The 25,557-nt window shown below is 71.5% G+C and carries 25 protein-coding genes; 23 read left to right on the top strand and 2 right to left on the bottom strand.

The window, feature by feature from the left end; translation table 11 throughout:
• The 6 genes from GPA10_RS41735 to GPA10_RS20400 all read left to right on the top strand — a co-directional run bounded on the left by GPA10_RS41735 (nt 1) and on the right by GPA10_RS20400 (nt 3,139).
• Entirely contained in the window at nt 1-165 is a 165-nt protein-coding gene (locus GPA10_RS41735) for a hypothetical protein (protein ID WP_030564456.1), read from the top strand.
• Complete coding sequence (hisH, locus tag GPA10_RS20420) at nt 162-830, top strand: imidazole glycerol phosphate synthase subunit HisH (protein WP_058851686.1); 669 nt, start codon at nt 162-164, stop codon at nt 828-830. The genes GPA10_RS41735 and hisH overlap by 4 nt, the downstream gene beginning before the upstream one ends.
• The gene (gene priA, locus GPA10_RS20415; protein ID WP_343041137.1) at nt 827-1,552 is read left to right on the top strand and encodes a bifunctional 1-(5-phosphoribosyl)-5-((5-phosphoribosylamino)methylideneamino)imidazole-4-carboxamide isomerase/phosphoribosylanthranilate isomerase PriA; all 726 of its coding nucleotides are present in this window, start codon (nt 827-829) and stop codon (nt 1,550-1,552) included. The genes hisH and priA overlap by 4 nt, the downstream gene beginning before the upstream one ends.
• Entirely contained in the window at nt 1,549-1,947 is a 399-nt protein-coding gene (locus GPA10_RS20410; RefSeq protein WP_157166707.1) for a Rid family hydrolase, read from the top strand. Before priA ends, GPA10_RS20410 begins: the two co-directional genes overlap by 4 nt.
• On the top strand, nt 1,944-2,705 hold the full coding sequence (gene hisF / locus GPA10_RS20405) for an imidazole glycerol phosphate synthase subunit HisF (RefSeq protein ID WP_157166706.1): 762 nt from the start codon (nt 1,944-1,946) through the stop codon (nt 2,703-2,705). The genes GPA10_RS20410 and hisF overlap by 4 nt, the downstream gene beginning before the upstream one ends.
• 248 nt (nt 2,706-2,953) lie before the next feature.
• Complete coding sequence (locus GPA10_RS20400; protein ID WP_157166705.1) at nt 2,954-3,139, top strand: antitoxin; 186 nt, start codon at nt 2,954-2,956, stop codon at nt 3,137-3,139.
• Between the two features lie 223 nt (nt 3,140-3,362).
• Here GPA10_RS20400 and GPA10_RS20395 read toward each other — a convergent pair whose 3' ends face one another.
• The gene (locus GPA10_RS20395; RefSeq protein WP_157166704.1) at nt 3,363-3,998 is read right to left on the bottom strand and encodes a TIGR03085 family metal-binding protein; all 636 of its coding nucleotides are present in this window, start codon (nt 3,996-3,998) and stop codon (nt 3,363-3,365) included.
• Between the two features lie 81 nt (nt 3,999-4,079).
• Between GPA10_RS20395 and hisI the strand changes: the two genes are divergently transcribed.
• The 11 genes from hisI to lgt all read left to right on the top strand — a co-directional run bounded on the left by hisI (nt 4,080) and on the right by lgt (nt 13,717).
• On the top strand, nt 4,080-4,505 hold the full coding sequence (gene hisI, locus GPA10_RS20390; protein WP_157166703.1) for a phosphoribosyl-AMP cyclohydrolase: 426 nt from the start codon (nt 4,080-4,082) through the stop codon (nt 4,503-4,505).
• Between the two features lie 11 nt (nt 4,506-4,516).
• The gene (locus GPA10_RS20385; RefSeq protein ID WP_157166702.1) at nt 4,517-6,049 is read left to right on the top strand and encodes an anthranilate synthase component I; all 1,533 of its coding nucleotides are present in this window, start codon (nt 4,517-4,519) and stop codon (nt 6,047-6,049) included.
• 7 nt (nt 6,050-6,056) lie between these two features.
• Complete coding sequence (locus GPA10_RS20380) at nt 6,057-6,713, top strand: TIGR02234 family membrane protein (protein WP_343041136.1); 657 nt, start codon at nt 6,057-6,059, stop codon at nt 6,711-6,713.
• Between the two features lie 104 nt (nt 6,714-6,817).
• Entirely contained in the window at nt 6,818-7,051 is a 234-nt protein-coding gene (locus tag GPA10_RS20375; protein ID WP_058851677.1) for an HGxxPAAW family protein, read from the top strand.
• 175 nt (nt 7,052-7,226) lie between these two features.
• Nucleotides 7,227-7,706 (top strand): DUF2752 domain-containing protein, encoded by a 480-nt coding sequence (locus tag GPA10_RS20370; protein ID WP_425505791.1) that lies wholly within the window; start codon nt 7,227-7,229, stop codon nt 7,704-7,706.
• Between the two features lie 201 nt (nt 7,707-7,907).
• Nucleotides 7,908-8,717 (top strand): indole-3-glycerol phosphate synthase TrpC, encoded by an 810-nt coding sequence (gene trpC, locus GPA10_RS20365; protein WP_058851676.1) that lies wholly within the window; start codon nt 7,908-7,910, stop codon nt 8,715-8,717.
• Between the two features lie 8 nt (nt 8,718-8,725).
• Entirely contained in the window at nt 8,726-9,004 is a 279-nt protein-coding gene (gene trpM, locus GPA10_RS44060; protein ID WP_425505790.1) for a tryptophan biosynthesis modulator TrpM, read from the top strand.
• Nucleotides 9,005-9,593: 589 nt separating this feature from the next.
• A complete protein-coding gene (gene trpB, locus GPA10_RS20355) occupies nt 9,594-10,886 on the top strand; it encodes a tryptophan synthase subunit beta (protein WP_157166700.1) in 1,293 nt (430 codons plus the stop codon).
• Nucleotides 10,883-11,698 carry a tryptophan synthase subunit alpha gene (gene trpA / locus GPA10_RS20350; protein WP_343041135.1) on the top strand — a complete coding sequence of 272 codons (816 nt, stop codon included), beginning with the start codon at nt 10,883-10,885 and terminating at the stop codon, nt 11,696-11,698. The genes trpB and trpA overlap by 4 nt, the downstream gene beginning before the upstream one ends.
• Before the next feature lie 63 nt (nt 11,699-11,761).
• Complete coding sequence (locus GPA10_RS20345) at nt 11,762-12,541, top strand: DsbA family protein (protein WP_343041134.1); 780 nt, start codon at nt 11,762-11,764, stop codon at nt 12,539-12,541.
• Nucleotides 12,542-12,763: 222 nt separating this feature from the next.
• A complete protein-coding gene (gene lgt, locus GPA10_RS20340; protein WP_157166698.1) occupies nt 12,764-13,717 on the top strand; it encodes a prolipoprotein diacylglyceryl transferase in 954 nt (317 codons plus the stop codon).
• A gap of 70 nt (nt 13,718-13,787) precedes the next feature.
• Here lgt and rbsK read toward each other — a convergent pair whose 3' ends face one another.
• Nucleotides 13,788-14,687: a ribokinase gene (gene rbsK, locus GPA10_RS20335; protein ID WP_058851671.1), complete on the bottom strand. Its 900-nt coding sequence runs from the start codon at nt 14,685-14,687 to the stop codon at nt 13,788-13,790.
• 314 nt (nt 14,688-15,001) lie between these two features.
• On the opposite strand from rbsK, the gene GPA10_RS20330 reads away from it, so the two are divergent.
• From GPA10_RS20330 to GPA10_RS20305, 6 genes are all read left to right on the top strand, one after another.
• Nucleotides 15,002-15,733, top strand: a complete 732-nt coding sequence (locus GPA10_RS20330) for a VIT1/CCC1 transporter family protein (RefSeq protein WP_157166697.1) — start codon at nt 15,002-15,004, stop codon at nt 15,731-15,733.
• A 390-nt stretch (nt 15,734-16,123) separates the two neighbouring features.
• The gene (gene gltB, locus GPA10_RS20325) at nt 16,124-20,635 is read left to right on the top strand and encodes a glutamate synthase large subunit (RefSeq protein ID WP_157166782.1); all 4,512 of its coding nucleotides are present in this window, start codon (nt 16,124-16,126) and stop codon (nt 20,633-20,635) included.
• Nucleotides 20,628-22,088: a glutamate synthase subunit beta gene (locus GPA10_RS20320; RefSeq protein ID WP_157166696.1), complete on the top strand. Its 1,461-nt coding sequence runs from the start codon at nt 20,628-20,630 to the stop codon at nt 22,086-22,088. The genes gltB and GPA10_RS20320 overlap by 8 nt, the downstream gene beginning before the upstream one ends.
• 304 nt (nt 22,089-22,392) lie before the next feature.
• On the top strand, nt 22,393-23,658 hold the full coding sequence (locus GPA10_RS20315) for a sugar ABC transporter substrate-binding protein (protein ID WP_246259460.1): 1,266 nt from the start codon (nt 22,393-22,395) through the stop codon (nt 23,656-23,658).
• Nucleotides 23,659-23,667: 9 nt separating this feature from the next.
• A complete protein-coding gene (locus GPA10_RS20310) occupies nt 23,668-24,678 on the top strand; it encodes a carbohydrate ABC transporter permease (protein WP_343041133.1) in 1,011 nt (336 codons plus the stop codon).
• Nucleotides 24,675-25,508: a carbohydrate ABC transporter permease gene (locus GPA10_RS20305; RefSeq protein ID WP_058851666.1), complete on the top strand. Its 834-nt coding sequence runs from the start codon at nt 24,675-24,677 to the stop codon at nt 25,506-25,508. Before GPA10_RS20310 ends, GPA10_RS20305 begins: the two co-directional genes overlap by 4 nt.
• Nucleotides 25,509-25,557 lie beyond the last annotated feature (49 nt).

Genomic DNA, 25,557 nt, shown 5'->3' with positions numbered 1-25,557 from the left:
ATGAACGGCATCTCCACCCTGCTGCTCTTCGTGGGGCTCTTCCTGCTCGGCGGCGTCTACTCCTTCGCCAAGCAGAAGCAGTCCAAGAGCGTCATCACGCTGCTCTCGGTCGCCGCCGGGATGTGCCTGATCGCGGGCATCGTCCGCCTGGAGGTGTGGAATTGAGCACCTCCGGCTCCTCGCACTCCTCCAGAGCCGCGAAGAAGGTCGTCGTCCTCGACTACGGCTTCGGCAACGTCCGCTCGGCCGAGCGCGCCCTCGCGCGCGCGGGCGCCGACGTGGAGATCACCAGTGACTTCGACGCGGCCATGAACGCCGACGGACTCCTCGTCCCGGGAGTCGGCGCCTTCGCCGCCTGCATGCAGGGGCTCAAGGACGCGCGCGGCGACTGGATCGTCGGCCGCCGCCTGTCCGGGGGGCGCCCCGTCATGGGGATCTGCGTCGGCATGCAGATCCTCTTCGCACGCGGCATCGAGCACGGCGTCGAGACCGAGGGCCTGGACGAGTGGCCCGGCTCCGTCGAGCCCCTCAAGGCCGACATCGTGCCCCACATGGGCTGGAACACGGTGACCGCGCCCGCCGACTCCGAACTGTTCAAGGGCCTCGACCCGGACGAGCGCTACTACTTCGTGCACTCGTACGCGGTCCACGACTGGTCCCTCGAGACGGCGAACCCCGTCATGCGCGCCCCCAAGGTCACCTGGTCCACGCACGGCGAGCCCTTCGTCGCGGCCGTCGAGAACGGCGCCCTGTGGGCCACCCAGTTCCACCCCGAGAAGTCCGGCGACGCCGGCGCCCAGCTCCTCACCAACTGGATCGGAACCCTGTGAGCACCCTCGAACTCCTTCCCGCCGTCGACGTCCGCGACGGCCAGGCCGTACGCCTCGTCCACGGCGAGTCCGGCTCGGAGACCTCCTACGGCTCCCCGCTGGAGGCGGCCCTCGCCTGGCAGCGGTCGGGCGCCGAGTGGCTGCACCTGGTCGATCTGGACGCCGCGTTCGGCACCGGCGACAATCGCGCCCTGATCGCCGAGGTCACGGCCGCCATGGACATCAAGGTGGAGCTGTCCGGCGGTATCCGCGACGATGACACCCTCGCCGCGGCCCTCGCCACCGGCTGCACCCGCGTCAACCTCGGCACCGCGGCCCTGGAGACCCCCGAGTGGGTCGCCAAGGTCATCGCCGAGCACGGCGACAAGATCGCGGTCGGCCTCGACGTGCGCGGCACCACGCTGCGCGGCCGCGGCTGGACCCGTGACGGCGGCGACCTGTACGAGACCCTGGAGCGCCTCAACGCCGAGGGCTGCGCGCGCTACGTGGTCACCGACATCGCCAAGGACGGCACCCTCCAGGGCCCGAACCTGGAACTCCTGCGGAACGTGTGCGCGGCCACGGACCGCCCGGTCGTCGCCTCCGGCGGCGTCTCGTCCCTGGACGACCTGCGGGCCATCGCCGAGCTCGTGCCGCAGGGCGTGGAGGGCGCGATCGTGGGCAAGGCGCTGTACGCCGAGGCGTTCACGCTGGAAGCGGCTCTCGAGGCAGTGCGATCATGAGCGGCGGCGTACAGCGGGTGCAGAGCGGCAGCCCCTGGGAGGACGCCTTCGGCTTCTCCCGGGCCGTCGCGGCGGGCGACCGGGTCGTCGTCGGGGGCACCACCTCCTTCCAGGGCGACATCCTGTACGGCGAGGGCGACCCCTACGAGCAGGCGCGGGTGGCCCTGGCCAACGCGCTGGCGGCGATCGCCGAGTTCGGGCTCGGCCCCGAGTCCGTGATCGCCGTTCGGCTGCTCCTCACCCACGCGCGCGACGTCGACGACGTGGGCCGGGCGCACAAGGAGGTCTTCGACTCCGTGCGGCCCGTGATGACCATGGCGGTCGTCTCCGGGTTCGTCGACTCGCGCATCCTGGTCGAAGTGGAGCTGGAAGCCTTCCGAGGAGACCTCGCATGACGCTGGCCGTGCGGGTCATCCCCTGCCTCGACGTCGACAACGGCCGGGTCGTCAAGGGCGTCAACTTCCAGAACCTGCGCGACGCGGGCGACCCCGTCGAGATGGCGAAGGTGTACGACGCCGAGGGCGCCGACGAGCTGACGTTCCTGGACATCACCGCGTCCTCCGGCGACCGCGAGACGACGTACGACGTGGTGCGCCGCACCGCCGAGCAGGTCTTCATCCCGCTCACCGTCGGCGGCGGCGTCCGCACGGCCGACGACGTCGACAAGCTGCTGCGCGCGGGCGCCGACAAGGTGGGCGTGAACACCGCGGCCATCGCACGCCCCGACCTGATCCGGGAGATCGCGGAGCGCTTCGGACGGCAGGTCCTGGTCCTCTCCGTGGACGCCCGGCGCACGCCCGGCTCCTCGTCGGGTTTCGAGGTCACCACCCACGGCGGCCGGAAGTCGGCCGGGATCGACGCCGTCGAGTGGGCGCACCGGGCGGCCGAGCTCGGCGCCGGTGAGATCCTGCTCAACTCGATGGACGCCGACGGCACGAAGGACGGCTACGACATCGAGATGATCGAAGCCGTCCGCAAGCACGTCACGGTCCCCGTCATCGCCTCGGGCGGCGCGGGCCGCCTCGCCCACTTCCCGCCCGCCGTCGCAGCGGGCGCGGACGCGGTGCTCGCGGCTTCCGTCTTCCACTTCGGCGATCTGCGCATCGGCGAGGTGAAGGGGGCGTTGCGGGGGGCGGGGAGTCCTGTGCGGTAGGCCTCCGGCACGGTTCGCGGAGGGGTGGGGCCCCGGTTCACCTTGCGGTGGCCGGGGCCTGGCCTTTTGCGCAGGCGGCAGCTGGACTGGAGAGACGCCGAGCACAGTCTCGTCCAGGGACATCGGGCGCGCAGCGCGGCGGCGGACGTGAGCCCTGGTGGGGGTGTGGCGGCTGCGGGGCGTGCGGATGCGCGGAGCGGGCGCGGAGCCCATGCTGGAGGTGACCGACGAAAGCAAGGAGGCCGGCTATGTCTGTGATGGACAAGCTGAAGCAGATGCTCAAGGGTCACGAGGACCAGGCCGGGAAGGGCGTCGACAAGGCCGGTGACTTTGTCGACGACAAGACCCAGGGCAAGTACAGCAGCCAGGTCGACACCGCTCAGGACAAGCTGAAGGACCAGTTCGGCAGGGACCAGGACCAGCCGCCCCGGTAGGCGTACCGGCTGCCCCGGCAGGCGTACCAGCCGCCCCGGAGGTGACCGGGCAGGCGCACCTGCCCTCGGTGCACCTCGGTGCACCTCGTGCACCTCGGTGCACCTCGCGCCCGCCGTGGCAGACCGCCGACGCCGACATCGGCACCCGACGAGCGGCCCCGCGGCCGCTCCCCGCTCCGGGGAGCGGCCGCGGCCCGTCAGGGACCGAGGCGGCCGCAGCCCCTCAGAGCCCCAACTGCTTCGTCTCGTGCAGCCGCGCGATTGCGTCCTTCTCGCCGTCAAGGTCCACGTCCGCCGCCTCTTGGCGGCCGAAGGCGAAAAGGAGCAGTTCCGACGGCTCGCCCGTCGCCGTGACGACCGGCGTGCCGCGGTGCGCCACCGCCGTCTGCCCGTCGGGCCGCCGCAGCACCAGACCCACCGGCGCCTTGCGCCCGACGACCCGGGCGAGGCGCTCGAGACGCGACCACAGGGCGTCGGAGAACACCGGGTCGAGCTCCCGCGGCGTCCAGTCCGGCTGCGCCCGGCGCACGTCCTCCGTGTGGACGTAGAACTCCACCGCGTTCGACGCCTCGTCGACCTGCTTCAGGTTGAAGGGCGAGAACCGCGGCGGTCCCGTACGGATCAGCTGGATCAGCTCCTCGTACGGCTTGGCGGCGAACTCGGCCTGCACCCGCTCCAGGCGGGCGGCGAGCTGCTTGATCAGGATTCCGCCGGCGGCGTCCGCACGCCGCTCGCGCACCACCACGTGGGCCGCGAGATCACGGGTGCGCCAGCCGTCGCAGAGGGTCGGAGCGTCCGGTCCCGCCGCCTCCAGCAGATCAGCGAGCAGAAGCCGTTCACGCTTGGCATGGGTCGACATGCGGCCAGCCTACGACCGGGTGGCCGGTCCGCACAGTGGACGTCCGCCGGGCAGCCGCCACGCGGGCGGCACAATGGCCCCATGAGCGCATCACCCAAGGCCAGCAGCCTCGACCCCAGGATCGCCGCCCGCCTCAGGCGCAGCGCCGACGGCCTGGTCCCCGCCATCGCCCAGCAGTACGACACCGGCGAGGTGCTGATGCTCGGCTGGATGGACGACGAGGCGCTGCACCGCACCCTGACGACGGGCCGCTGCACCTACTGGTCGCGCAGCAGGCAGGAGTACTGGGTCAAGGGCGACACCTCCGGGCACTTCCAGTATGTGAAGTCCGTGGCCCTGGACTGCGACGCGGACACCGTCCTCGTCCAGGTCGACCAGGTCGGCGCGGCCTGCCACACGGGCGCCCGCACCTGCTTCGACGCCGACGTGCTCCCTGTCTCCGCCGATGTTCTCCCGGTGTCCGCCGACGTGCTTCCGGTGTCCGACACCCCCGCCCCGGGTCAGTAGGGTCTGTCCCCATGGACCTGGAGACCTTCCGCAAGCTCGCGGCCGACCGCCGAGTGATCCCCGTAAGCCGCCGCCTCCTCGCGGACGGCGACACCCCGGTCGGGCTCTACCGCAAGCTCGCCGCCGAGCGGCCCGGCACCTTCCTCCTGGAGTCCGCGGAGAACGGCCGCGCGGCGTATCTGTGGTCCCGGTACTCCTTCGTCGGCGTCCGCAGCGCGGCGGCCCTCACCGTCCGCGACGGCGAGGCCCACTGGCTCGGCACCCCGCCCGTCGGCGTGCCCACCTCCGGCGACCCGCTCGCCGCCCTGCGCGCCACCGTAGAGACCCTGCACACCCCGCGCGACCTGACCGGCGCCGAGGGACTGCCGCCCTTCACCGGCGGCATGGTCGGCTATCTCGGCTACGACATCGTGCGCCGCCTGGAGAAGATCGGCCCGGGGGAGCGGGACGACCTGCGGCTCCCCGAGCTGACCATGCTCCTCACCAGCGACCTCGCCGTGCTCGACCACTGGGACGGCTCTGTCCTGCTGATCGCCAACGCGATCAACCACAACGACCTGGCCAGCGGCGTCGACGAGGCCTACGCCGACGCCGTGGCCCGCCTCGACGCCATGGAGGCGGACCTCTCCCGGCCCGTCTCCCAGCCCCCGGCCGTCCTGCCGCCGTCCGAACTGCCCGCCTACACCGCGCTGTGGGGCGGCGAGCAGTACCAGGAGGCCGTCGAGGACATCAAGGAGCGCATCCGCGCGGGCGAGGCCTTCCAGGTCGTGCCGTCGCAGCGCTTCGAGACCCCCTGCGACGCGAGCGCCCTCGACGTCTACCGCGTGCTGCGGGCCACCAACCCGTCCCCGTACATGTACCTGTTCCGCTTCCCGCACGGCGACGGTGCGGCCTTCGACGTCGTCGGGTCCTCGCCCGAGGCACTCGTCAAGGTCGAGGACGGGCGCGCCATGGTCCATCCCATCGCGGGCACCCGGCACCGCGGCGTCACCCCGCAGGAGGACCAGGCGCTCGCCGAGGAACTCCTCGCCGACCCCAAGGAGCGCGCCGAGCACCTGATGCTCGTCGACCTCGGCCGCAACGACCTGGGGCGGGTCTGCACGCCAGGCTCCGTCGAGGTCGTCGACTTCATGTCCGTCGAGAAGTACTCGCACGTGATGCACATCGTCTCGACCGTCACCGGCCGCGTCGCCGACGGCCGCACCGCCTTCGACGTGCTCACCGCCTGCTTTCCCGCGGGCACCCTCTCCGGCGCCCCCAAGCCCCGCGCCATGCAGATCATCGACGAGCTCGAGCCGTCCCGGCGCGGCCTGTACGGCGGCTGCGTCGGCTATCTCGACTTCGCGGGCGACTCCGACACCGCCATCGCCATCCGCACCGCGCTGCTGCGCGACGGCACGGCGTACGTGCAGGCCGGAGCCGGGGTCGTGGCCGACTCCGACCCCGTCGCCGAGGACACCGAGTGCCGCAACAAGGCCGCCGCCGTGCTGCGCGCCATCCACACCGCGAACCGCCTGCACACCGCCGCGGGCCGTGAGGGATAGTGGACGGGTGACTTCTGCAGTACCAACGCCCCGTACCGAGGACGTGCCGCAGGTGGCCGCCGACCCCGCCCCGCGCGGCGGCCGGCGCAGCCTCGCCGCCGCCCTGCTGCTCGGCGCCGCCGGCGCGGCCCTCGCGCTGCTCGCGTCCCGGCAGTCGTGGGCGCACGGCACCGCGGCCGTCGCGGGTGGCGACTTCCCGCTGACCGCCAAGGGCAGCGACGTCACGGGCGTGCCCGCGGCCCTCGCGATAGTGGGCCTCGCCGCGCTCGTCGCCGTCTTCGCCGTGCGCCGCACGGGCCGGTTGCTCGTGTCGCTGCTGCTCGCGCTCAGCGGCGTCGGCATCGTCGTCGCCGCGCTGCTCGGCGCGGACGACAGCGCCGCCCTCGACGACAAGGCCGCCGAGACCTCCGGCGACGCCGCCGCGCGGATCTCCGACCTCAGCCACACCGGCTGGCCCTACGCCGCCGTGGCCGCGGGCGCGCTGATCCTCGCGGCCGGTCTGCTCGCCCTGTTCTGCGGCCGGAACTGGCCCGCGATGTCGGGCCGCTACGAACGCGACGGCGCCCCCCGTCCGCGGGCCCCGCGCCGCGCCCCCGACCCGGACCGCCCCGAGGACCTGTGGAAGGCCATCGACCGCGGCGAGGACCCCACCCGCGAGCCCTGAGGCCCGCCGTTCCGCAGCCCCCACCCCCGCGCAAGGCCCGCCGCGGGGGTACGGGACAATGGTCCGGAGCACCACCCCACACGCATAGCTACGAGGAGCAAGTCATGGCGGGCAGCAGCCACGGACACGGTCACACCCCGGCCGCCTGGACCGGTGTCATCATCGCCTTCATCGGTTTCTGTGTCGCGGGCGCGTTCATGGTGATGGACAACCCGGTCGGCTTCTGGGCCGGTATGGCGCTCACCCTCGTGGGCGGCGTCGTGGGCGGCGCCATGCGCCTCGCGGGCCTCGGCCAGAAGCCGCAGCGGCCCGCCCGGGTGGCGACCTCCGAGAGCTGACCGCGACAGCGGAACCCTTCACCCGCGGGGCGGCCGGAACACTGCGTTCCGGCCGCCCCGTCGGCGTACGACGTCATGGCCCTGCCCCCGCGTCGGCGTACGACAGCATCGGTGTGCCCCTCCGTCGGCTCACCGGATCCCGCCCTTCCGGCCCGGCACGGGAGACAATGCCCGGGTGAACACAGATCCCCGGGTGAACACAGATCCGGAGACCGCCGCGCCCCCGCGCGCGGACGGCGCGTTCCCGGGCACGTACCGGCGCGCGTTCCGGCGCCTGGGTGTGCCGCTCGCCGTGCTCGGCTCGGTCGCCGCGGCCTTCGCGTACGTCGCCGCCGTCGACCCGAACGAACCGGGCCACTACCCCACCTGCCCGCTCCTGTACTACACGGGCCTGTACTGCCCCGGCTGCGGCGGCCTGCGCAGCGCCCACGCCTTCGCCCACGGCGACCTCACCGCGGCGCTCGGCGCCAACGCGGTGGCCGTCGTCGGCTACGGCGTCCTCGCGGCCGTGTGGGTCCTGTGGGTGGCCGCGGCGGCGCGCGGGCGCCCGGTGCGGCTCGGGCTCGGGCGGGCGCACCTGTGGGGTGTCGGTGTCGCCGTCGCCCTGTTCACCGTCGTACGGAACCTGCCGTTCGGCGCCTTCCTGCACCCCTAGCCCGTAGGCCGTAGCACTCCGCCGGGCGCCTGACACATGTCCAGGTGGTGGGACCCGCGTCAACCGGATGCGGGTCCTTCGCCCCGCTGCGGATACCATCGCAGTGACCAAGTGACCATGGGGCCGCCCGCCGAGGGCGGGCCGAGTACCGCTGCAGTGCTTGAACGTAGGTTCAACCGTCCTGGAAAGGGGGCCGCTCGCGTGAGTGTGCTCGACGAGATCATCGACGGAGTCCGTGCCGACCTCGCACAGCGACAGGCGCGCGTGAGCCTCGACGAGCTCAAGGAGCGCGCGGCGAAGGCTCCCGCCGCCAAGGACGGCGTGGCCGCGCTGCGCGGCGACGGCGTCAAGGTCATCTGCGAGGTGAAGCGCTCCAGCCCGTCCAAGGGCGCGCTCGCCGCGATCGCCGACCCCGCCGGGCTCGCCGCCGACTACGAGGCGGGCGGTGCCGCCGCCATCTCCGTGCTCACCGAGGAGCGCCGCTTCGGCGGTTCGCTCGCCGACCTGGAGGCCGTCCGCGCCAAGGTCGACGTCCCGGTGCTCCGCAAGGACTTCATCGTCACCTCGTACCAGCTGTGGGAGGCCCGTGCGTACGGGGCCGACCTCGCCCTGCTGATCGTCGCCGCCCTCGACCAGCCGGCCCTTGAGTCGCTGATCGAGCGCGCCGAGTCCATCGGTCTCACCCCGATCGTGGAGGTCCACGACGAGGACGAGGCCGAGCGGGCCGTCGACGCCGGGGCGAAGGTCGTGGGCGTCAACGCGCGCGACCTGAAGACGCTCAAGGTCGACCGCGCCACCTTCGAGCGCGTCGCGCCCGAGCTGCCCGACTCCGTCGTCAAGATCGCCGAGTCCGGGGTGCGGGGGCCGCACGACCTCATCGCCTACGCCAACGCCGGGGCCGACGCGGTGCTCGTGGGCGAGTCCCTCGTCACCGGCGGCAACCCCAGGTCGGCGGTGTCCGACCTCGTCGCCGCCGGGGCCCATCCCGCGCTGCGGCACGGGCGGGGCTGACTCCGGCCATGCGCAGCGACCGCCGTCGTGCCACCGCCGTCCGTCCGGGCTCCCGCCCGGACGGCGGACGCGTGCGCGTGCGGTCGGCCGCGGCGGCGCCGGGTGCGGGCCGGGATCCGTATGCCCGGCTCGCCCGCGGGTGCCGGCCCCGTGGGTGCAGGGCGCCTGCTCGGCGGGTGCGTGGGCGTCGCGTGCGGTACGTCATCGGGGACGAGCCCGGTCAGGTGAACGGCATGCGATGGCGCCTCTCCGACGCGCGCCGTCGCCTCGGCCCACGACCGGCCTAGGCCGACTCCGCCGCTCCCGGACACCGGCGTCCCCGACACCGGTCCGTCGGCCTCGGCCTGCTCGCCCTGGCTGGCTCGCCCTGGCCTGTTCGGCACCGCCGGACCGCGCCGTGCGGGTTGCTCGCCGTCGCGGCGGATGCTCCCTTCCCCGAGCCCGCCCCTTCCCGAGACCGGGGGCTCTGCCCCCTGGACCCCCGGGGCGGGCCGGGGGCTGAGCCCCTGCGGCCGGGGAGGGCGTCCACGGCGTCCGGGCGGGATGATCCGCCGCGAAGCAGCGGGCCTTTCCCGCACCCCTCGAGACGCCGTCCACGGGCGGGTGGGGAGTTTCCGCCGCGAAGCGGCGGGCCTTTCCCCTGCTTCGGGGAGGGCGTCCGCGGGCGGCAGGCCGGGTGGGATGATCCGCTGCGAAGCAGCGGCCTTTCCCGTACTGCCCGGGACGCGGTTCACGGGCGGGTGGGTGGGGACATTCCGCCGCGGAGCGGCGGGACAGGTGCCGCCCCCGGCACCCCCCGGCCCCCGCACCCCCCGGCCGGCAAGGCAAGCGCGCATACGGTGACCCCAGCCCACCCCACTCCACGTGAGGTTCCACATGCCCAGCGAGTACTTCATCCCCGACCCGGAGGGCCGCACGCCGAGCGCCGAAGGCTACTTCGGGGCGTTCGGCGGCAAGTTCATCCCGGAGGCCCTCGTCGCCGCCGTCGACGAGGTCGCCGTCGAGTTCGACAAGGCGAAGTCCGACCCGGAGTTCGCCCGCGAACTCGACGACCTCCTGGTGAACTACACCGGCCGCCCGAGCGCCCTCACCGAGGTGCCGAGGTTCGCCGAGCACGCGGGCGGCGCCCGCGTGTTCCTCAAGCGCGAGGACCTCAACCACACCGGGTCCCACAAGATCAACAACGTTCTCGGGCAGGCCCTGCTCACCAGGCGGATGGGCAAGACGAGGGTCATCGCCGAGACCGGCGCGGGCCAGCACGGCGTCGCCACGGCCACCGCCTGCGCCCTGTTCGGCCTGGACTGCACCATCTACATGGGTGAGATCGACACCGAGCGCCAGGCCCTGAACGTGGCCCGCATGCGCATGCTCGGCGCCGAGGTCGTCGCCGTGAAGTCCGGCAGCCGCACCCTGAAGGACGCCATCAACGAGGCGTTCCGCGACTGGGTGGCGAACGTGGACAGGACGCACTACCTCTTCGGTACCGTCGCGGGCCCGCACCCCTTCCCCGCCATGGTCCGCGACTTCCACCGCGTCATCGGCGTGGAGGCCCGCCGCCAGATCCTGGAGCGCGCGGGCCGCCTGCCCGACGCGGCCGTGGCCTGCGTCGGCGGCGGCTCCAACGCCATCGGCCTCTTCCACGCCTTCATCCCGGACACCGGCGTACGGCTCATCGGCTGCGAGCCCGCGGGGCACGGCATCGACACCGGAGAGCACGCGGCCACCCTCACCGCGGGCGAGCCCGGCGTCCTGCACGGCTCGCGCAGCTACGTGCTCCAGGACGAGGAGGGCCAGATCACCGAGCCGTACTCGATCTCCGCGGGCCTCGACTACCCGGGCATCGGCCCCGAGCACGCCTTCCTCAAGGACAGCGGCCGCGGCGAGTACCGGGCGGTCACCGACGACGCCGCCATGCAGGCCCTGCGCCTGCTCTCGCGCACCGAGGGCATCATCCCGGCGATCGAGAGCGCGCACGCCCTCGCGGGCGCCCTGGAGATCGGCCGCGAGCTGGGCGAGGAGGGCCTGCTCGTCGTCAACCTGTCGGGCCGCGGCGACAAGGACATGGACACCGCAGCCCGTTACTTCAACCTGTACGACACCGGCGCCGACGCGACCGTGGCCGCGGACGCCGCCGGTGAGAGTGCCGAGATCGAGGGGGACGCCAAGTGAGCGGCAACATCGAGCTGTTGGACCGTACTCTCGCCGCCGCGAAGGCCGAGGGCAGGTCCGCCCTCATCGCCTACCTGCCCGCGGGCTTCCCCACCGTGGACGGCGGCATCGAGGCGGTCAAGGCGGCCTTCGACGGCGGCGCGGACGTGGTCGAGGTCGGCCTCCCGCACAGCGACCCCGTCCTGGACGGGCCGGTCATCCAGACCGCCGACGACATCGCCCTGCGCGGCGGCGTCAAGATCGCCGACGTGCTGCGGACGGTCCGTGAGGCGCACGCGGCCACCGGCAAGCCCGTCCTCGTCATGACGTACTGGAACCCCGTCGACCGCTACGGCGTCGAGCGGTTCACCGCCGAGCTCGCCGAGGCGGGCGGCGCCGGGTGCATCCTGCCCGACCTGCCGGTCCAGGAGTCGGCGCTGTGGCGCGAGCACGCCACCAAGCACGGTCTCGCCACGGTCTTCGTGGTCGCCCCGAGCAGCAAGGACGAGCGGCTCGCGACGATCACCGCGGCCGGTTCCGGCTTCGTGTACGCGGCGTCGCTGATGGGGGTCACCGGCACCCGGGCGTCCGTGGGCGCCCAGGCGCAGAACCTGGTGGAGCGCACCCGCGCCACCACGGACCTGCCGGTCTGCGTCGGCCTCGGCGTCTCCGACGCCACGCAGGCCGCCGAGGTCGCGGGCTTCGCCGACGGCGTCATCGTGGGTTCCGCGTTCGTCCAGCGGATGCTCGACGCGGCCGACGAGGCGGCCGGGATCGCCGCGGTGCGGGCACTCGCGGGTGAACTCGCCGAAGGAGTGCGCGGACACGCGTAATCCTTAAGGGTGGCCTTGGGCCGGGGAGGCACGCTGCCGCCTCCCCGGTTCGTTTGCCCGGATGTGAGTGAGACGAACCGAGAAGGCAAGCGAACGGCCCGCGAGCGAATGGCGGAAGAGCGAGAGCGGCAGAAGGCGCGCGACAAGCGGCGCCGGGTGCTCCTGGTGAGCGCGACCGTCGTCGCGGTGCTCGCCCTGGCCGCGGTCGTCGGCCTGCTCGCGGCGAACTCCGGCGACGACAAGAAGAAGGACACCTCGGGCCCGGTCGTCGCGCCGAAGGGGGCGAGCGGCGACGGCGGCCTCGCGATCCCCCTCGGTAAGGACGGCGCCAAGTCGAAGCTCACGGTGTGGGAGGACTTCCGCTGCCCGGCCTGCAAGCAGTTCGAGGACATGTACCGCTCGACGATCAACGAGCTGACCACCCAGGGCAAGCTGAAGGTGGAGTACCACCTCGCGACCCTCATCGACGGCAACATGGGCGGCAGCGGCTCCCTGCGCGCGGCCAACGCCGCCGCCTGCGCCCAGGACGCCGGCAAGTTCGCGCCGTACCACGACGAGCTGTTCAAGAACCAGCCCCCGGAGCCGGACGACGCCTTCGGGAACAACCACAAGCTCCTCGACCTGGCGGGCAAGGTCGACGGCCTGGTGACGGACACGTTCAAGAAGTGCGTGAACGACGGCGGCCACGACGCCTGGGTCGGCAAGTCCAACGAGGCGTTCCAGAAGGCCAAGCTGCGCGGCACGCCCACGGTCCTGCTCGACGGCAAGGACATCTTCGCCGACCAGAAGAATCCGCTGACGCCCCAGAAGCTGAAGGCCCAGGTGGAGAAGGCCGACCAGTAGCCCGGTGCGGCCGGCCGGACGCCGCCCGGCGGCGTGCGGCCGACCCGGCCCGGGACGGACCCCGTGGCGGGCGGGGGGGCGATTGGTGTTTTTGTCCTCCCTGTTGCGGGGGGGGGCGGGCGGGCGCCCGCCGGGGGGGGTCCGCCCGACCGGTCCCGTTACGGACCCGTTGCCGGGCTGGCTGCCGTCGCGCACGGCCGGCACGGTAGCGTCGACCCTGCCATGGAATTTGCCTACATCCCCAGCCCGTCCCGCGGAGTGGTCGACCTCGGCCCCATTCCGCTGCGCGGCTACGCGTTCTGCATCATCATCGGCGTCTTCGTTGCCGTGTGGCTCGGCAACAAGCGATGGATCGCCCGCGGCGGCCGACCAGGCACCGTGGCGGACATCTCCGTGTGGGCGGTGCCCTTCGGGCTCGTCGGCGGCCGCCTCTACCACGTGATCACGGACTACCAGCTGTACTTCAGCGACGGCCGCGACTGGGTGGACGCCTTCAAGATCTGGGAGGGCGGCCTCGGCATCTGGGGCGCGATCGCCTTCGGCGCGGTCGGCGCCTGGATCGGCTGTCGCCGGCGCGGGATTCCGCTGCCCGCGTGGGCCGACGCCCTCGCGCCCGGCATCGCCGTCGCCCAGGCCATCGGCCGCTGGGGCAACTGGTTCAACCAGGAGCTGTACGGCAGGGAGACCGACCTGCCGTGGGCCCTGAAGATCACGTCCGCGGAGGACGGACGGGTGCCCGGCACCTACCACCCGACCTTCCTGTACGAGTCGCTGTGGTGCGTCGGCGTCGCCGTCCTGGTCATCTGGGCCGACCGCCGCTTCAGGCTCGGCCACGGCCGCGCCTTCGCCCTGTACGTCGCCTCGTACTGCGTGGGCCGCTTCTGGATCGAGTACATGCGCGTCGACGACGCCCATGAGTTCCTCGGTCTGCGCCTCAACAACTGGACCGCGCTCGCCGTCTTCGTGCTCGCCGTGGTCTACCTCGTGGTGTCGGCGCGTACGCGGCCGGGGCGCGAGGAGGTCGTCGAGCCGTTGACCGGCTCCGGGGTTTCGGACGGAGACGGCGTCAAGGACAAGGAGGGCGAGCCCTCGGACCCCGCCGACACCGAGTCCGACTCCGTGGCGGCCGACGCGAAGTCCGAGGGGGCCGCGGAGTCGGCCGCCGAGAAGAGCTGAGCGCCCGGACGCGAGCGCGGTGAGGCCGAGCGCGCGGACGCCCGAAGGAGGCGTCGGGGCGTCGCGGGCCTCACGCCGTGCCGCCCGCCGCCCCGTCGATCTCCGTGCGGTACGGCATGGACGCCGACGCCCCCGGCCGCTGCACGGAGAGCGCGGACGCCGCCGACGCCCACTCCAGGGCCTGTGGCATGGGTGTGCCCTCGGCGAGTGACACCGCGAGGGCGCCCACGAACGTGTCACCTGCGCCCGTGGTGTCCACCGCGGTGACCCGGCGCGCGGGCACCGTCACGGGTGCGGCGCCGCGGGCCGCGTAGAGGCTGCCCGCGGCGCCGAGCGTGACGACGACCTCCGGGACCTGGGAGAGCAGGGCGGCCGCCGCGGCGGCCGGGTCGTCGATGCCGGTGAGGGCTGCGGCCTCGTGCTCGTTGGGCAGCAACAGGTCGGTGGCGGCGAGGAGCTCGGGCGGCAGCGGCTGGGCCGGGGCCGGGGTGAGGAGCGTGCGCACACCGCTCTCGCGGGCGGCCCGCGCGGCGGCCAGCACCCCCTCCAGGGGAGTCTCCAGCTGGAGCAGCAGCGCGTCGGCGGCGGCGATCTCGGCCGTGTCGCCCGCGGACAGGGCGGTGAGCGAGGCGTTGGCGCCGGGGACGACGACGATCGCGTTGCCGCCGTCGTCGTCGACGACGATGTGGGCGGTGCCGCTCGGGCCCTCCACGGTCCGCAGCAGGTCGGTGTCCACCCCCGAGTGGTCGAGGGCGGAGCGCAGCCCGCTGCCGAAGGCGTCGTTGCCGACCGCGCCGATCATCGCGACGGTGGCGCCCGCGCGGGCCGCGGCGACTGCCTGGTTGGCGCCCTTGCCGCCGGGCAGGGTGCGGAACTCCCGGCCGGTGACGGTCTCCCCGCGCTGCGGGGCCTTCGCCACGTACGCGACGAGGTCCATGTTGGTGCTGCCGAAGACGGCGATATGGGTCATGAGCGCTGTGTCTCCCGGGTGGTGAGGTCTGCGGGGGTGCCGAGTCCGTGGAGGCTGCCGCCGGACGCCTCGGAGCATCTCTGCCACACCGCGGCACACAAGGGGGCACGACCCCGCTCAGCGTCACTCCTTCGGCGCGTCTTCGCAGGTAAGTACGGCCTTCCTTGCTGGCGGGCGGGATTTTTCGCGCGTACTTTCGATGTTGTTCAGGGGGAGGAGGCGGGGCCCGGAGGGCCCTGTCCGTGTGTGCCGGGGCGCAAAGCCGCGAGGCGCGCCGTGTCCCCGTCCGCACGAGGAAGGAGCACGGGTCCGTCATGGCCGTCATCGAGACCGAAGCAGCACTGCACGAGGCGCACCGCGACAACCACACCCACCGTGACGTCAACGGTGGCTGGCTGCGCCCCGCCGTGTTCGGTGCCATGGACGGCCTGGTGTCCAACCTGGCGCTGATGACCGGCGTCGCCGGCGGTTCCGTCTCGCAGCAGACCATCGTCATCACCGGGCTCTCGGGCCTCGCGGCCGGGGCCTTCTCCATGGCGGCGGGCGAGTACACCTCCGTGGCCTCCCAGCGCGAGCTGGTCGAGGCGGAGCTGGACGTGGAGCGCCGCGAGCTGCGCAAGCACCCCAAGGACGAGGAGGCGGAGCTGGCCGCGCTGTACGAGTCGCGCGGCGTCGAGGCGGGCCTCGCCCGCGAGGTCGCCCGGCAGCTGTCCCGGGACCCGGAGCAGGCCCTGGAGATCCACGCTCGCGAGGAGCTCGGCATCGACCCGGGCGACCTGCCCTCGCCGCTGGTCGCCGCCGTGTCCTCCTTCGGCGCCTTCGCCCTCGGCGCGCTGCTGCCCGTGCTGCCGTATCTGCTCGGTGCCGATGCCCTGTGGCCCGCGGTGCTGCTGGCCCTGGCCGGTCTCTTCGCGTGCGGTGCCGTGGTGGCCAGGGTGACCGCGCGGTCCTGGTGGTTCAGCGGGCTGCGGCAGCTCGCTCTCGGTGGCGCCGCGGCGGGTGTGACGTACGCCCTGGGCAGTCTGTTCGGGACGGCCGTAGGATAGGCGGCCGCAGGTGTATGCAGGATTCTGCATAAGTAGCCGTTACCGTGCGGTTTCGATTCCTCGGTGGCTGGGCATGAGCCGTAAGCGCTGCGGGCAATGAGGCCCCTGGCGCTCCGGGTCCGCGGCCATCGATCTGTCCGCCGGAACCCCTTTCCTCCGCTCGCCACCCCAGAGCGCCTTGTCCACATGTTGGAATGAAGTATCCGCTTTTCGAGAAGCGGTCCATCATGTAACCTGCACGAAATTTAGCCAGGGCCAACGTCGTCCCTATCGCCGCTCGCGCCCCCGGAGCCCCTAGTCGCCCGGGAGGTTGCCCCCATCACGACGACGGGAGTGCCGATGCGTTCCGACGCCTGGTCGCCCATGGACGGTCGCCCCGCCCCCCAGGGGATGTACGACCCCAGGAACGAACACGACGCCTGCGGTGTCGGGTTCGTGGCCACCCTCACCGGTGAGGCGAGCCATGAGCTCGTCGAGCAGGCGCTGACCGTACTGCGCAATCTCGAACACCGCGGCGCCACGGGCTCCGAGCCCGACTCCGGCGACGGTGCCGGCATCCTGCTCCAGGTCCCCGACGCGTTCCTGCGCGAGGCGGCCGGATTCGAGCTGCCCGCCGCGGGCGAGTACGCCGTCGGCATCGCCTTCCTGCCCACCACCGGCACCGACGAGACCGTCTCACGCATCGAGACGATCGCCGCCGAGGAGGGCCTGACGGTGCTCGGCTGGCGCGAGGTCCCGGTCGCCCCGACGCTGCTCGGCGCCACCGCCCGCTCGACTATGCCGGTCTTCCGCCAGCTCTTCGTGTCCAACGGCACCAGCGGGCTCGACCTGGACCGCAAGGCGTTCGTGCTGCGCAAGCGCGCCGAACGCGAGGCGGCCACCTACTTCCCGTCGCTCTCGGCCCGCACCATCGTCTACAAGGGCATGCTGACCACCGGCCAGCTGGAGCCCTTCTTCCCGGACCTGTCCGACCGCCGCTTCGCCACGGCCATCGCGCTCGTCCACTCGCGGTTCTCCACGAACACCTTCCCGAGCTGGCCGCTCGCGCACCCGTACCGCTTCGTGGCGCACAACGGCGAGATCAACACCGTCAAGGGCAACCGCAACTGGATGCGTGCCCGCGAGTCCCAGCTCGCCTCCGACCTGTTCGGCGACGGCAAGCTGGAGCGGATCTTCCCCGTCTGCACGCCGGACGCCTCCGACTCCGCGTCCTTCGACGAGGTCCTGGAACTCCTGCACCTCGGCGGGCGCTCGCTGCCGCACTCGGTCCTGATGATGATCCCGGAGGCCTGGGAGAACCACGCCTCCATGGACGCGCAGCGCCGCGCCTTCTACCAGTACCACTCCACGATGATGGAGCCCTGGGACGGCCCCGCCTGCGTCACGTTCACCGACGGCACCCAGGTCGGCGCGGTCCTGGACCGCAACGGCCTGCGCCCCGGCCGCTACTGGGTCACCGACGACGGCCTGGTCGTCCTCGGCTCCGAGGTCGGCGTCCTGGACATCGACCCGTCCAAGGTCGTCCGCAAGGGCCGCCTCCAGCCAGGCCGGATGTTCCTCGTCGACACCGCCGAGCACCGCATCGTCGAGGACGACGAGATCAAGGCGGGCCTCGCCGCCGAGAAGCCGTACCAGGAGTGGCTGGAAGCCGGCGAGATCGAGCTGTCCGACCTGCCCGAGCGCGAGCACATCGTGCACACGCACGCCTCCGTCACGCGCCGCCAGCAGACCTTCGGCTACACCGAGGAGGAGCTGCGGATCCTGCTCGCGCCGATGGCCAAGACCGGTGCCGAGCCGATCGGGTCCATGGGCACGGACACGCCCATCGCCGCGCTCTCCGAGCGCCCGCGGCTGATCTTCGACTACTTCACCCAGCTCTTCGCGCAGGTCACCAACCCGCCGCTGGACGCCATCCGCGAGGAGCTCGTCACCTCGCTGCACTCCACCCTCGGCCCCCAGGGCAACCTCCTGGAGCCGACGGCCGCGTCCTGCCGGTCCGTCACCCTGCCCTTCCCGGTGATCGACAACGACGAGCTGGCCAAGCTCATCCACATCAACGCCGACGGCGACATGCCCGGCATGAAGGCCGCGACCCTCTCCGGCCTCTACCGCGTCGGCGGCGGCGGCGACTCCCTCGCCGCCCGCATCGAGGAGATGTGCGCCGAGGCCGACGCCGCCATCGAGGCCGGCGCCCGCCTGATCGTGCTCTCCGACCGGCACTCCGACGCCGAGCACGCCCCGATCCCCTCGCTCCTGCTCACCGCGGCCGTCCACCACCACCTCATCCGCACCAAGCAGCGCACCCAGGTGGGCCTGCTCGTGGAGGCGGGCGACGTGCGCGAGGTGCACCACGTCGCGCTGCTCATCGGCTTCGGCGCCGCGGCCGTCAACCCGTACCTGGCCATGGAGTCCGTCGAGGACCTGGTCCGCGCGGGCACCTTCCTGACGGCCACCGACGGCGGCGCCGAGACGGCGATCCGCAACCTCATCAAGGCCCTCGGCAAGGGCGTGCTGAAGGTGATGTCCAAGATGGGCATCTCCACCGTCGCCTCCTACCGCGGCGCCCAGGTCTTCGAGGCCGTCGGCCTGGAGGAGTCCTTCGTCGAGAAGTACTTCAACGGCACCACCTCCAAGATCGGCGGCGTCGGCATCGACGTCATCGCCGGGGAGGTCGCCGCCCGGCACGCCAAGGCCTACCCGGCCTCCGGCATCGCGCCCGCGCACCGCGCCCTGGAGATAGGGGGCGAGTACCAGTGGCGCCGCGAGGGCGAGCCGCACCTGTTCGACCCCGACACGGTCTTCCGCCTCCAGCACTCCACGCGCAGCCGCCGCTACGACATCTTCAAGCAGTACACGGGCCGGGTGAACGAGCAGTCGGAGCGCCTGATGACGCTGCGCGGACTCTTCGGCTTCAAGAGCGGCCGCGAGCCCATCTCCCTGGACGAGGTCGAGCCCGCGTCCGAGATCGTCAAGCGCTTCTCCACCGGCGCCATGTCGTACGGCTCCATCTCCAAGGAGGCGCACGAGACCCTCGCCATCGCCATGAACCAGCTGGGCGGCAAGTCCAACACCGGTGAGGGCGGCGAGGACCCGGAGCGCCTGTACGACCCGGCGCGCCGCTCGGCCATCAAGCAGGTCGCGTCCGGCCGCTTCGGCGTCACCTCCGAGTACCTGGTCAACGCCGACGACATCCAGATCAAGATGGCCCAGGGCGCCAAGCCCGGCGAGGGCGGCCAGCTGCCCGGCCACAAGGTCTACCCGTGGGTGGCGAGGACCCGGCACTCGACGCCGGGCGTGGGCCTCATCTCCCCGCCGCCCCACCACGACATCTACTCCATCGAGGACCTCGCCCAGCTCATCCACGACCTGAAGAACGCCAACCCCGGGGCCCGCATCCATGTGAAGCTGGTCTCCGAGGTCGGCGTCGGCACGGTCGCCGCGGGTGTCTCCAAGGCGCACGCGGACGTCGTCCTCATCTCCGGCCACGACGGCGGCACCGGCGCCTCCCCGCTCACCTCGCTGAAGCACGCGGGCGGCCCCTGGGAGCTCGGCCTCGCCGAGACCCAGCAGACCCTGCTGCTCAACGGCCTGCGCGACCGCATCGTCGTGCAGACCGACGGCCAGCTGAAGACCGGCCGTGACGTGGTCATCGCCGCGCTGCTCGGCGCCGAGGAGTTCGGCTTCGCGACCGCGCCGCTCGTCGTGTCCGGCTGCGTCATGATGCGCGTCTGCCACCTGGACACCTGCCCGGTCGGCATCGCCACGCAGAACCCGACGCTGCGCGACCGCTTCAGCGGCAAGGCCGAGTACGTCGTGAACTTCTTCGAGTTCATCGCCGAGGAGGTCCGCGAGCTCCTCGCCGAGCTGGGCTTCCGCTCCATCGAGGAGGCCGTCGGCCACGCCGAACTCCTCGACACCGAGCGGGCCGTCGACCACTGGAAGGCGCAGGGCCTGGACCTGGAGCCGCTGTTCCACGTCCCCGACCTGCCCGAGGGCGCCGTGCGCCACCAGCTCGTCGCCCAGGACCACGGCCTGGAGAAGGCCCTCGACAACGAGCTGATCAAGCTGGCCGCGGACGCGCTCGCCGCGGACTCCCTCCAGGACGCCCAGCCGGTCCGCGCCCAGGTCGCCATCCGCAACATCAACCGCACCGTCGGCACCATGCTCGGCCACGAGGTGACGAAGAAGTTCGGCGGCGCGGGCCTGCCCGACGACACCGTCGACATCACCTTCACCGGCTCCGCGGGCCAGTCCTTCGGCGCGTTCGTGCCGCGCGGCGTGACGCTGCGCCTGGAGGGCGACGCCAACGACTACGTCGGCAAGGGCCTCTCCGGCGGCCGGATCGTCGTCCGCCCCGACCGGGGCGCCGATCACCTCGCCGAGTACTCCACCATCGCGGGCAACACCATCGCCTACGGCGCGACCGGCGGCGAGCTGTTCCTGCGCGGCCGCACCGGCGAGCGGTTCTGCGTACGCAACTCCGGCGCCCTCGTGGTGTCCGAGGGCGTGGGCGACCACGGCTGCGAGTACATGACCGGCGGCCACGCGGTCGTCCTCGGCGAGACCGGGCGCAACTTCGCGGCCGGCATGTCGGGCGGCATCGCGTACGTCATCGACCTGGACCGCGACAACGTCAACGCCGGGAACGTGGCGGCCGTCGAGCCGCTGGACGAGACCGACAAGCAGTGGCTGCACGACGTCGTGCGCCGCCACCAGGAGGAGACGGGCTCCACCGTCGCCGAGAAGCTGCTCGTCGACTGGGACGCGTCCGCGGCCCGCTTCAGCAGGATCATCCCAAGCACGTACAAGGCAGTGCTCGCCGCCAAGGACGCCGCCGAGCGAGCCGGTCTCTCCGAGACCGAGATCACCGAGAAGATGATGGAGGCGGCGACCAATGGCTGATCCCAAGGGCTTTTTGAACCACGGCCGCGAGGTCGCCGAGACCCGCCCGGTCGGCGAGCGCGTCCAGGACTGGAACGAGGTCTACGTCCCGGGCTCGCTCCTGCCGATCATCTCCAAGCAGGCTTCGCGCTGCATGGACTGCGGCATTCCGTTCTGCCACAACGGCTGTCCGCTCGGGAACCTCATCCCCGAGTGGAACGACTACGCCTACCGCGAGGACTGGTCCGCCGCCTCCGAGCGGCTGCACGCCACGAACAACTTCCCGGAGTTCACCGGGCGGCTGTGCCCCGCGCCCTGCGAGGCGGCGTGCGTCCTCGGCATCAACCAGCCCGCCGTCACCATCAAGAACGTCGAAGTCTCCATCATCGACAAGGCCTGGGAGACCGGTGACGTGGCGCCGCAGGCGCCCGAGCGGCTCTCCGGCAAGACGGTCGCCGTGATCGGCTCGGGCCCGGCGGGCCTCGCCGCCGCCCAGCAGCTCACCCGGGCCGGGCACACCGTCGCCGTGTACGAGCGCGCCGACCGCATCGGCGGTCTGCTGCGCTACGGCATCCCCGAGTTCAAGATGGAGAAGCGGCACATCAACCGCCGCATCGAGCAGATGCGCGCGGAGGGCACCAAGTTCCGCACCGGCGTGGAGATCGGCCGCGACATCGACGCCGCCAAGCTCCGCAAGCGCTACGACGCCGTGGTCGTCGCCGCGGGCGCCACCACCGCCCGTGACCTGCCCGTCCCCGGCCGCGAGCTCAAGGGCGTCTACCAGGCCATGGAGTACCTGCCGCTCGCCAACAAGGTGCAGGAGGGCGACTACGTCACCACGCCCGTCTCCGCCGAGGGCAAGCACGTCGTCGTCATCGGCGGCGGCGACACCGGGGCGGACTGCGTGGGCACCGCGCACCGCCAGGGCGCGGCCTCCGTCACCCAGCTGGAGATCATGCCCCGCCCCGGCGAGGACCGGGCGCCCGGTCAGCCCTGGCCGACGTTCCCCATGCTCTACAAGGTCACCTCGGCGCACGAGGAGGGCGGCGAGCGGGTGTACTCCGTCTCGACCACCCACTTCGAAGGCGACGAGGACGGGAACGTGCAGTTCCTGCACCTGGTCGAGGTCGCGTTCGTGGACGGCAAGCTCACGCCGAAGCCGGGCACCGAACGGCGCATCCCCGCGCAGCTGGTGACCCTCGCGATGGGCTTCACCGGCACGGACCGTGACAACGGCCTGGTGGACCAGTTCGGGCTCGACCTGGACGAGCGCGGCAACGTCGCCCGTGACGGCGAGTTCCAGACCAACGTCCCCGGTGTCTTCGTCGCCGGTGACGCGGGCCGCGGGCAGTCGCTGATCGTGTGGGCCATCGCCGAGGGCCGCTCGGCCGCCCGGGGCGTGGACCGCTTCCTCACCGGTGCGAGTGATCTTCCCTCGCCCATTCGCCCGACCGACAGGTCCCTCACGGTATAGCCCGTACGGTCCCTTCATTCGTCCCGTACAACGGCGTACGGAACTGGCGCGACGCCTGCCCTGTCCCCGACCGGACACTGGGTGGGCGTCGCGTTTTTCGGTGCCCGGGAGGTTAACGTGCCGTTGCGGGAGGCGCAACGGCAGTTGCACGGCATAGCGCACCGCGCAACGGTGATTACGGTTCGGCCGCTTCGCGAAAAGGGTCTAGACCGCCCACACTCTGTGTGACCAGAATCGCTCACACCAAATGAACCTGAAGGGGGCCGGTATGAAGCGACGTGTCATCGCGGCGGGTTGTATCGCCTTGACGCTCACTCTCACCGCAACCGCGTGCGGCGATGACGGCGACGGCGGCAGCGGCGACAAGGCTGACGGCAAGGGCAAGACGCTCACCGTGTGGATCATGGAGGGCACCAACCCCGACCCCCGGCCCTTCTTCAAGGAGGTCGGCGCGGCCTTCGAGAAGAAGACCGGCGCCAAGATCAAGGTCGAGTACCAGCAGTGGGCGACCGCCCAGAAGAAGTTCACCACCGCCATCGAGGGCGGCGAGGACCAGGTCCCGGACGTGGCGGAGGTCGGCACGACCTGGGTGCCGCAGTTCGCCGAGACCGGCGCGCTCGTCGACGTGACGGACGACGTGAAAAAGTCGGGCCTCACCAACGACCTCGTCGAGGGCCTGAAGGACGCGGGCACGCTCGACGGCAAGCAGTACGGCATGCCGTGGTACGCGGGCGTGCGCTCCATCGTGTACCGCAAGGACATCTTCGAGAAGCACAAGCTGAAGGCGCCGACGAACTGGAAGGAACTCCAGGAGACGGCGAAGACGCTGAAGGAGAAGGAGCCGGGCCTGGTGCCGTTCCCGGTCGCGGGCGGCGCGGAGATGTTCGCGACCGCCTTCGTCTGGGGCGCGGGCGGCGAACTCGCCACCAAGCAGGGCGACGTGTGGAAGTCGGAGATCAACTCCCCGAAGTCCATCGAGGGCCTGGAGTACTACACGGGCCTCGCCACCAAGGACAAGGTCTCCCCGGCCAAGGTGAACACCTGGACCGAGAAGGAGGTCGGCGACGCCTGGAACAAGGGCGAGATCGCCATGTCGGTCAGCGGCAACTGGACGCCGAAGGCCATCGTGGAGGCGAACCCGAAGCTCAAGGGCAAGCTGGCCGCCATCCCGATCCCGGGCCAGACCGGCGGGATGAGCAAGTCCTTCCTCGGCGGTTCCTACTTGTCCGCGTTCAACACGGACAAGAAGGACCTCGCCTGGGAGCTGGTCAAGCTCATGACCACCGGTGAGTTCGCCGCGAAGTGGGCCAAGCAGACCAACTACTTCCCCGGCCAGAACTCCGAGCTGAAGAAGATCGAGGACCAGAAGGACCCGCTGGTCGAGCCGTTCGCGAAGCAGATGATCGAGGCCGGCGCCACGGTGCCGAAGACCAAGGCGTACGGCGAGATCCAGGGCTCCCAGGTCATCCCCGGCATGGTGCAGTCGATCCTCACCGGCAAGTCGTCCGTGAAGGAGGCCGCGGACAAGGCGGCCAAGGACATGGACGAGATGTTCGCCAAGGACAAGTAACAGAGGCGAGTGAAAGTGAAAGAAATGCTCGTCGGCGACGGCTCGAAGGCCGGTTCCTCCGGCTCTTCGGGCCTCAGCCCCGCCGCCCCGACCGACAACGGCGAGGCCGCGCGCCGCCGCAAGAGACTGGTCAACCTCACCCGCCCCTGGGTCCTCCTCGCCCCCTCGCTGATCGTCCTCGCGGGCCTGCTGCTGTGGCCGCTGATCCAGGTCGGCAAGCTCTCGCTCCAGGACTACAAGGTCAAGTTCGGCGGCGGCGAGGCCACGTTCACCGGGTTCGACCACTACAAGGACCTGCTCAAGAGCGATCTGCTGTGGAAGACGGTCCTTCCCAACACGGTGTTCTTCGCGATCGCCTGCGTCGGTCTGACCGTCGCGCTCGGCACGGCCGTGGCGCTGCTCCTGAACCGGCTCGGCCCGACCTGGAAGCTGATCTGCTCCGTGTCGATCCTGGCCGCCTGGGCGATGCCCGCGGTCACCGGCACCTACGTCTGGATCTGGCTGTTCTCGCCGGAGGACGGCATGGTCAGCCAGATGGCCGACTCCATGGGCCTGATCGACGCCGAGACCACCAACTGGTTCACCGAGCGCCTGCCGTTCTACGGCATCGCCACCCTGAACGTCGTGCACCACGGCTTCCCGTTCGTGGCGATCACCGTCCTCGCCGGGCTCCTGACGATCCCGAAGGAGCTGTACGAGGCCGGGGAGCTCGACGGCGCCAACGCCTGGCAGCGGTTCTGGAAGATCACCGTGCCGACCATCAAGCCCGTCTTCCTGGTGGTGACCATCCTCTCCACCATCTGGGACTTCAAGGTCTTCACCCAGGTCTTCCTGATGCCGGGAGGCAGCGGCTCCAACCCCGACGTCTACAACCTCGGCGTGTACTCCTACATCGAGGCGTTCGCCAAGAACGACTACGGCGCGGGTGCCGCGGCGGCCGTCCTCCTGACGCTGCTGCTGCTCGTCATCACCATCGTGTACATCCGCACACTGTTCCGGCAGGGGGAGGAGGACCTGTGACCACCCGACGCACCCCGCTCGCCTCACGCATCGGCCTGCCGCTCGCCGTCGCGGCGCTCCTGGTCTTCACGCTGTTCCCGGTCTACTGGATGGTCTCCACGGCCTTCGACCCGAAGGCGCTGACACGAGGCTCGGACCTGCTGCCGAGCGGCGTCAGCTTCGAGCACTTCGACTTCGTCTTCGACCGGGGCAACTTCGGCCAGTACCTGCTGAACTCCGCGATCGTCGGCATCGCCACGATCCTGGCGGCGGCCGTGCTCTCGCTGTTCGCGGCGATCGCGGTGGCCCGCTTCAAGTTCAAGTTCCGCACCTCCGTGCTGATCATGGTCCTGATCGTGCAGATGGTGCCGCTGGAGGCCCTGGTCATCCCGCTGTTCATCCAGATGCGGGACTACGAGATGCTCAACTCGCTGCTCGGCCTGTCGATCGTCTACATCGCCCTCTCGCTGCCGTTCGCGATCTGGACCCTGCGCGGCTTCGTCGCGGCGGTGCCCAAGGAGGTCGAGGAAGCCGCGTACATCGACGGGGCGTCCTGGTTCCGGATGTTCTGGTCGGTGCTCCTTCCGCTGGTCGGACCGGGCCTCGTGGCCACGTCGATCTTCGCCTTCATCACGGCGTGGAACGAGTTCGTCTTCGCGTACACCTTCATGAAGGGCAGTGACAAATACACGGCCGCGGTGGGAATCTTCCAGTTCTTCGGGGAGAACACCACGTCCTGGGGGCCCGTCATGGCCAGCTCCACGCTGGTCACGGTGCCCGTCATGATCTTCTTCGTCCTCGTCCACCGCAGGCTCGGCTCGGGCCTCGCGGCGGGAGCCGTCAAGGGCTGACGCCTGACAAGGGGGGCGGGGCAGGTGCCACGGCACCTGCCTCGCCCCC

It is taken from the genome of Streptomyces typhae (assembly GCF_009755605.1).
GTDB classification, from domain to species: Bacteria; Actinomycetota; Actinomycetes; order Streptomycetales; family Streptomycetaceae; genus Streptomyces; species Streptomyces typhae.
This window is presented reverse-complemented; position numbering and strand designations above follow the sequence as displayed.

What these genes read in the sequence shown, in the direction of transcription:
- GPA10_RS41735 (WP_030564456.1), top strand. Translation starts at nt 1, where the DNA reads ATGAACGGCATCTCCACCCTGCTGCTCTTCGTGGGGCTCTTCCTGCTC.
- GPA10_RS20410 (WP_157166707.1), top strand. Translation starts at nt 1,549, where the DNA reads ATGAGCGGCGGCGTACAGCGGGTGCAGAGCGGCAGCCCCTGGGAGGAC.
- hisF (WP_157166706.1), top strand. Translation starts at nt 1,944, where the DNA reads ATGACGCTGGCCGTGCGGGTCATCCCCTGCCTCGACGTCGACAACGGC.
- GPA10_RS20400 (WP_157166705.1), top strand. Translation starts at nt 2,954, where the DNA reads ATGTCTGTGATGGACAAGCTGAAGCAGATGCTCAAGGGTCACGAGGAC.
- GPA10_RS20395 (WP_157166704.1), bottom strand. Translation starts at nt 3,998, where the DNA reads ATGTCGACCCATGCCAAGCGTGAACGGCTTCTGCTCGCTGATCTGCTG.
- hisI (WP_157166703.1), top strand. Translation starts at nt 4,080, where the DNA reads ATGAGCGCATCACCCAAGGCCAGCAGCCTCGACCCCAGGATCGCCGCC.
- GPA10_RS20385 (WP_157166702.1), top strand. Translation starts at nt 4,517, where the DNA reads ATGGACCTGGAGACCTTCCGCAAGCTCGCGGCCGACCGCCGAGTGATC.
- GPA10_RS20375 (WP_058851677.1), top strand. Translation starts at nt 6,818, where the DNA reads ATGGCGGGCAGCAGCCACGGACACGGTCACACCCCGGCCGCCTGGACC.
- trpM (WP_425505790.1), top strand. Translation starts at nt 8,726, where the DNA reads ATGCGCAGCGACCGCCGTCGTGCCACCGCCGTCCGTCCGGGCTCCCGC.
- trpB (WP_157166700.1), top strand. Translation starts at nt 9,594, where the DNA reads ATGCCCAGCGAGTACTTCATCCCCGACCCGGAGGGCCGCACGCCGAGC.
- lgt (WP_157166698.1), top strand. Translation starts at nt 12,764, where the DNA reads ATGGAATTTGCCTACATCCCCAGCCCGTCCCGCGGAGTGGTCGACCTC.
- rbsK (WP_058851671.1), bottom strand. Translation starts at nt 14,687, where the DNA reads ATGACCCATATCGCCGTCTTCGGCAGCACCAACATGGACCTCGTCGCG.
- GPA10_RS20330 (WP_157166697.1), top strand. Translation starts at nt 15,002, where the DNA reads ATGGCCGTCATCGAGACCGAAGCAGCACTGCACGAGGCGCACCGCGAC.
- gltB (WP_157166782.1), top strand. Translation starts at nt 16,124, where the DNA reads ATGTACGACCCCAGGAACGAACACGACGCCTGCGGTGTCGGGTTCGTG.
- GPA10_RS20320 (WP_157166696.1), top strand. Translation starts at nt 20,628, where the DNA reads ATGGCTGATCCCAAGGGCTTTTTGAACCACGGCCGCGAGGTCGCCGAG.